Origin of the sequence: Flavobacterium polysaccharolyticum (assembly GCF_038739875.1) — a bacterium.
In the GTDB taxonomy this organism is placed as follows: Bacteria; Bacteroidota; Bacteroidia; order Flavobacteriales; family Flavobacteriaceae; genus Flavobacterium; species Flavobacterium polysaccharolyticum.
Genome location: NZ_JBCGDP010000043.1, coordinates 1 through 6,235, shown reverse-complemented (window position 1 = coordinate 6,235; position 6,235 = coordinate 1). Strand labels below are relative to the sequence as shown.

The window sequence follows — 6,235 nt, the reverse complement described above, 5'->3', positions numbered from 1 at the left end:
TAAGCGCTATGAATTATCAAACCATTTAGGGAATGTACTTTCTGTAATTTCAGATCGTAGCCTTGTGGGGGCAAATAATACCCTAACCCCAGACGTTCTTAGTTATAGTGATTATTATCCTTTTGGTAGCTTAGTTCCAAATCGCCATGGAAGCTCAGGTTCATATCGTTATGGCTTCCAAGGACAGGAAAAAGACGATGAGCTGAAAGGCGAAGGAAATTCTTTGAATTATACCTTTAGGATGCATGACCCGAGGGTGGGGAGGTTTTTTGCCGTGGATCCGCTTGCTTCTGAATTTCCTCATTTAACACCTTATCAATTTGCTTCTAATTCTCCAATTGTATTGAAAGAAATCGAAGGTAAAGAAGGAGAAATTTACATATTAGATTTAAAGAAAACTTCTCCAGTGTTGAAATTGATTGAGAGGAAAGATTTTAAATGGTGGCCTGATGCTATAGAGCCTGATTATAAAACTGTTATAGTAAAAGGAGCAAATAATTCTGAATTAAAACTGACATTTACTTATTATGGATCCACGGGGGCATTTCATAATGGTGAATTTGGTGATGGACCTAATATACTTGATTGGAATAAATTTGAAGAGAACCCTGTAGCTGCTCTAGCAAGTGGAAAGTATGTTGCTGAAGATGAAATAAAAGGGAGTTTAATTAGAGATTTGGCTATGATGGTTGTTTTCCATAGAATTATTACCTCTGGGACAAAAGGAAAAGCAATCGTTAATGAAGGAAATGGAGGTAATGGTGTATCTTTCAGAAATTTTTCTGGATTACCTGGAAAGTCTGGAATGAAATTAGAAGGAAGATTAAGCGCCGAAGCAATGAAAGAATTGACAAATAGATTTGGTGTTGAATTTGCTCAAGTTTACAAATTAGGCAAGGGAAAAAATGGAAGCGGAGGTACTTATTATTTATATTCAGGAAATGCTAATTCAGTAAACATCCAAGGTATTTTAGATGGAAAATCAATATTGATAAACCATACGCATCCAGCAGGATCATCTATTGCTAGTAAAGCAGATTTGAAATTGTTAGAAAATATTGAAAATAGTGGATCTCCTCAACGATCTTCAGAAATAATACCAATTGGTAAAAAGGAAACAAGTAGATTTAATAAATCAGGGGAGAATACAACAGATAAAAACAGAAGATTGAAAAATTAATAATATGCATTATATTGAATTATTAAAAGCTAATAATAAAGACTTAAAGATTAAGTTTATAAATATATTAAAAGATAAAAGTATTTTCAATACAAAAGAATTAGCGCATTTATATGACGTTTTATTAGAATCTAATATAGTAGTAATTAAGTTTAAAGAACTAGATTTAATATCTTTAGACAATATTGTTATGGATCTTATGGATGTTGGTGTAAGTTTTGGCGACTGTTCATTTCATGAAGAATTTGAACCCAGCTCCCCCTGATGGTTCGAGCGTCCTTAAGACGATGAAATATGATTTTACGGCTCGTTCGAGCATCTTGCTCTGCTAAATCGTCAGAACTACCGCCCAGCTCTTCGAAGAGTGAATAAGTTGTCTTACAGGCTACGCAAATGTCTGTGACTTTGCGTAATTTTTAAATGTTCTTTAAAATCGTAAACGTGATAAAAGTCTCCTGACTTTTCCCGTAAATATTTTTTAGCAGGATTAGTGTGGCAAAAGTGATAAAAAGCTGCAAAGTAACCCTTTGGTTATTTTGTAGCTTTTTTTGTTTTTTACTTTTTATTGGTACTTATAAATCTGACAAGTAAACATTAAAACTTGACAAGGCGTTTGCAGAAAAAGTCGGGAGACTTTTAGTATGTTTACAATTCTTAAGTTGAAAGAAAAGCGCAAAGTCAGGAGACTTTGCGAAGCTGGGAGGTATACAGGTGAAGGTGGCGATGGTTTTATTGTTCAAAAAAATGGTAAAGATATATCAAGTAAAATTAAAAATAACCCAGAAATGAAAGATGGCAACTAAAAGTTCGATAATATTGATTTTAACATGTTTATTTTTTATTTCATGTTTGAATGAAAAGCAAACTAATCTTACAGGATATTTTAATGGAAAATATTGGGATGTAATTAGTATAGATGGACATAAATATGACAAACCGCGGTATTCCAGTTTTTTTGGTAAAAATGGGGATTACTTTTATTATGTTTATAATTATGATGAAAAGGAAAATAAAAAGGCGCGATCTAAATTCGATTATGGGGATGTAATATATCCTGAAATGTGGCATTTTGAAAATGACAGTGTTGTTAATATACAGTCTTTTCGATATAGAATTTTAAAACTAACTAAAACTAATTTTAAAATTCAAAATATTGAAGTGTCAAGTGACGTCACGGAATATCAATTATCCCCGCTCCAATAGCCAGCTCTTCGAAGAGTGAATAAGTTGCCGTTGCGGGCAAATGTCTCTGACTTTGCGTAATTTTTAAATGTTCTTTAAAATTGTAAACGTTATAAAAGTCTCCTGACTTTTCCCGTAAATGTTTTTTAGAAGGATTAGTGTGGCAAAAGTGATAAAAAGCTGCAAAGTAACCGTTTGGTTATTTTGTAGCTTTTTTTGTTTTTTACTTTTTATTGGTACTTATTAATGTGACAAGCAAACTTTAAAACTTGACAAGGCGTTTGTAGAAAAAGTCGGGAGACTTTTAGTATGTTTACAATTCTTAAGTTGAAAGAAAAACGCAACCTCAGGAGACTTTGCGGAGCTGGAATTTTTGGAAATACATAACCTCTACAGAGAAAGGTCTTGCAAAATTTAAAAGTGATATGGGAAGTAGACTTAAGATCGCAAAAGATAATGGTATAACATATGAATTGTTTTCAAACAGTAAAATTCCAGACAACATTAAAACATATTTAGACGGTAAAGGAATTAAGTATACAGAAGTAAAATAGCAATGGGATTAGCAGCATCTATAGATATAATATTAAAAGATAAATTGGATATGTCTTTTTTTACGAAGGTAATTTTTGATAAAAATTGGTCATACAATGATAATAGTGAAATAAATTATATCGAATTAAATGAACTAGATTTTGATTGGGTATCTAAACCAATTAATTTATTTGAAAGTGTAATGAAAGAAATCAGTGAAAAGATGGAATTAAAACAAGATATTGGTCTTGTAATAATTCACAATAAATCCCATATAGGAGGTCAATTAATTTATTTTATTGGAGATAATACAATATCATTTAATCTAAACATAAATAGAAAGACTATAGAAGAATCAAATAAAACATGCTTTGAATGGTACTTGAAAAATTATGGAGGTTTATTTGAACATTATGGGATTTTAAAAATTGATTGTATAGAGTTTTAGGTAATTCCAAGCTCTTCGAAGAGTGACTAAGATATTGTTTATGCTCCTCAAAGTTTCATGACTTTGCGTAATTTTTAAAAGTTCTTTAAAACCGTAAACGTTATAAATGTCTCCTGACTTTTCCCAGCTCTTCGAAGAGTGAATAAGTTGTCTTACAGGCTACGCAAATGTCTGTGACTTTGCGTAATTTTTAAAAGTTCTTTAAAACCGTAAACGTTATAAAAGTCTCCTGACTTTTCCCATAAATGTTTTTTAGAAAGATTAGTGTTGCAAAAGTTATAAAAAGCGGCAAAGTAACCGTTTGGTTATTTTGTAGCTTTTTTTACTTTTTATTGGTATTTATTAATGTGACAAGCAAATATTAAAACTTGACAAGGCATTTGCAGAAAAAGTCGGGAAACTTTTAGTATGTTTACAATTCTTAAGTTCAAAGAAAAGCGCAAAGGCAGGAGACTTTGCGGAGCTGGTATTAGTGCAAGTGCACAGTATACAGCAAACAGCGATGGAAATATTAATGTTTTTGGTGCTTTAGCGGATGGATTTTTAACCACTGGGGCAAGTGCCTATTTGGGAGCAGCTTTTGAAGTCAACTACAAATCAGGAAAAGGAACTACTACCAGTACCACTTTTAGAACTGTATTCAGTAATGAAAAAAGTTTTTCAGATTTTGCAATAGAAGCATCTTCTGCTTATTTGTTTGGTAAAAAAAATGAATCTTTCGGCAGTGTAATAGATGGTTCAGATTTACCTAGTAACGTACTCAAAGAATCTAGTAAATTTCTTTATGAAACTCCTAGTCAATTTGCAAATTATGGAGCTCAAAATGCAATTAAAGACAAAGTAAATAATTAAATAGGTATGTTGAATTTTTTAAAAACTAAAATTGTTCCAAATATCTTTTGCATAATAATTTTAATGAGTGCTTTTATTTATATGTATTTAACTTCAAAAGAAAGTGAGGAGGCGTTAAAAAATGTAGTTTATGCCAGAGTAAAAATTAAAAGTGTTGAACTTGGGAATAAGGGTGGTCCTTTGTTTCTTTTTGATTATCATCTAAATGATAGTGTATATCAAGGTAATTACACAATCATTGATGGTGAAGAATTATCAAAGACAAAAAGATTAAGAGAATTTAAAGGTGATTATTTTTATATAAAAGTTTCAAAGGAAAAACCTCAATATCATCAATTATTAATTAATTATTGCGTTAGAGATACTACTTTGATACAACCTAAAAGTGGCTGGAAGGAACTTCCCGAAAAAATATTATCAAAATATATAAATCAAAATAAGGAATCTTTTTTTTAATAGCAAAACCAGCTCTTCGAAGAGTGAGTAAGTTGTCAGTTTAGGCTACGCAAATGTCTGTGACTTTGCGTAATTTTTAAAAGTTCTTTAAAACCGTAAACGTTATAAAAGTCTTCTGACTTTTCCCATAATTTTTTTTTTAGAATATTTAGTGTTGCAAAAGTGATAAAAAGTTACAAAGTAACCGTTTGGTTATTTTGTAGCTTTTTTTTGTTTTTTTACTTTTATTGGTACTTATAAATGTGACAAGCAAACTTTAAAACTTGACAAGGCGTTTGCAGAAAAAGTCGGGAAATTTAGTATGTTTACAATTCTTAAGTTCAAAGAAAAGCGCAAAGGCAGAAGACTTTGCGGAGCTGGGACTGATTGGTATGAATGGGATAAAGAATTTATTTGGAAAGAACAAGTTACTGTAGTTGCTCCTGGAGTATATCAAAGGTTTTCGGGTACTACTGCTTTATCATTTATGAATATATTATCAAGAAAAGAATATGGAACAGGAAATCTTAAAACAGAACATCATTTTCCAAATTTTGCATTATTTAATATTGATTTAACAGATCCTTCTACTGGTTTTGGGGCGGCTGGCAGATTTAACGTGCCATTAGATATGCTTTACCCTGATAAAAATAAAAATGAATCAGGTAAGTTAAATGCAATGCAACAGAAAGAAGTTAACAAAGCGCATATACAAATTAATGCTTATTACGAAGCGAATAAACTTAATGATTAATATTATGAAAAAGTTAATTATTAATCATCGATTTTCACTGTTTATCTTATTATTTTATGGTTTTTTTATTAATGTTTTATGGTTTTTTATTTCTATTTATTTAGAGAAAATGTTTTTTGACAGAAATCTTATTTCGACTTCATTAGGATATTTAATCTTAATGAGTTTAATAGTAACGATATCAGATGATAGTTCCTTTAGTGTTATGTCTTTTATAAAATGTTTTATTATTATGATTTTTGCCATAATAATATTAATTATATCTTATTTTTTATCATGGAATTTAGGGAGTATTGTTCTGTCGAATTGTATTGTATCCATAATATATTTATTTTTTATTTCTAATATTTTATCGAAGCTTTCTTTTGTAGAGATAAATATTAAGTTTTTAATGTGGCAATTATTGATTTTTTTAACAACTTTTTTGACTTCTAATTCTCTATTGGATGGTATTCAAACATATGATTATGGTGTACAGTTTTTATTTTCTATCTGGCTGTTATATATGAGTATATACTTATTTTTAGTTAAAATAATTAATACAGGTGGTGCGGATATGTCGTCGGAACGATAGTGCGGTTTTGCAAACCGTGTCCGCACAGTAAAGCCACCCAGCTCTTCGAAGAGTGAATAAGTTGTCTTACAGGCTACGCAAATGTCTGTGACTTTGCGTATTTTTTAAATGTTTTTTTAAATCGTAAACTTAAGTACATGACAAAAAGCAAAACATATTGTTTTCCAAAGATTTAAATCCTGTCAAAAGAAATTTTGACAAATAATCTAATCCATACTTGAAAACACTTACTGCTCTTCTGCCATGTTTTTTTATTATTATTTTCTGGATGTATTC

The 6,235-nt window shown here is 30.4% G+C and carries 9 protein-coding genes; all 9 read left to right on the top strand.

Annotation, left to right across the window (positions count from 1 at the left end; all coding sequences use genetic code 11):
* A partial coding sequence (locus WFZ86_RS19925) for an RHS repeat domain-containing protein (protein ID WP_342693583.1) occupies window positions 1-1,180 on the top strand: 1,180 nt, incomplete at its 5' end.
* 4 nt (window positions 1,181-1,184) lie between these two features.
* The gene (locus WFZ86_RS19920; protein ID WP_342693582.1) at window positions 1,185-1,445 is read left to right on the top strand and encodes a hypothetical protein; all 261 of its coding nucleotides are present in this window, start codon (window positions 1,185-1,187) and stop codon (window positions 1,443-1,445) included.
* A 376-nt stretch (window positions 1,446-1,821) separates the two neighbouring features.
* Entirely contained in the window at window positions 1,822-1,983 is a 162-nt protein-coding gene (locus WFZ86_RS19915; protein ID WP_342693581.1) for a hypothetical protein, read from the top strand.
* Window positions 1,973-2,383: a hypothetical protein gene (locus WFZ86_RS19910; protein ID WP_342693580.1), complete on the top strand. Its 411-nt coding sequence runs from the start codon at window positions 1,973-1,975 to the stop codon at window positions 2,381-2,383. The genes WFZ86_RS19915 and WFZ86_RS19910 overlap by 11 nt, the downstream gene beginning before the upstream one ends.
* Window positions 2,384-2,787: 404 nt before the next feature.
* Entirely contained in the window at window positions 2,788-2,916 is a 129-nt protein-coding gene (locus tag WFZ86_RS19905) for a hypothetical protein (protein ID WP_342693579.1), read from the top strand.
* A 2-nt stretch (window positions 2,917-2,918) separates the two neighbouring features.
* Window positions 2,919-3,344 (top strand): hypothetical protein, encoded by a 426-nt coding sequence (locus tag WFZ86_RS19900; protein WP_342693578.1) that lies wholly within the window; start codon window positions 2,919-2,921, stop codon window positions 3,342-3,344.
* Window positions 3,345-3,752: 408 nt separating this feature from the next.
* Window positions 3,753-4,196, top strand: a complete 444-nt coding sequence (locus WFZ86_RS19895; protein WP_342693577.1) for a hypothetical protein — start codon at window positions 3,753-3,755, stop codon at window positions 4,194-4,196.
* Between the two features lie 6 nt (window positions 4,197-4,202).
* On the top strand, window positions 4,203-4,652 hold the full coding sequence (locus WFZ86_RS19890) for a hypothetical protein (RefSeq protein ID WP_342693576.1): 450 nt from the start codon (window positions 4,203-4,205) through the stop codon (window positions 4,650-4,652).
* Window positions 4,653-4,953: 301 nt separating this feature from the next.
* On the top strand, window positions 4,954-5,385 hold the full coding sequence (locus WFZ86_RS19885; RefSeq protein WP_342693575.1) for a hypothetical protein: 432 nt from the start codon (window positions 4,954-4,956) through the stop codon (window positions 5,383-5,385).
* Window positions 5,386-6,235 lie beyond the last annotated feature (850 nt).

Coding starts and splice junctions, on each gene's coding strand:
- WFZ86_RS19920 (WP_342693582.1), top strand. CDS start 1,185: ATGCATTATATTGAATTATTAAAAGCTAATAATAAAGACTTAAAGATT.
- WFZ86_RS19915 (WP_342693581.1), top strand. CDS start 1,822: ATGTTTACAATTCTTAAGTTGAAAGAAAAGCGCAAAGTCAGGAGACTT.
- WFZ86_RS19910 (WP_342693580.1), top strand. CDS start 1,973: ATGGCAACTAAAAGTTCGATAATATTGATTTTAACATGTTTATTTTTT.
- WFZ86_RS19905 (WP_342693579.1), top strand. CDS start 2,788: ATGGGAAGTAGACTTAAGATCGCAAAAGATAATGGTATAACATATGAA.
- WFZ86_RS19900 (WP_342693578.1), top strand. CDS start 2,919: ATGGGATTAGCAGCATCTATAGATATAATATTAAAAGATAAATTGGAT.
- WFZ86_RS19895 (WP_342693577.1), top strand. CDS start 3,753: ATGTTTACAATTCTTAAGTTCAAAGAAAAGCGCAAAGGCAGGAGACTT.
- WFZ86_RS19890 (WP_342693576.1), top strand. CDS start 4,203: ATGTTGAATTTTTTAAAAACTAAAATTGTTCCAAATATCTTTTGCATA.
- WFZ86_RS19885 (WP_342693575.1), top strand. CDS start 4,954: ATGTTTACAATTCTTAAGTTCAAAGAAAAGCGCAAAGGCAGAAGACTT.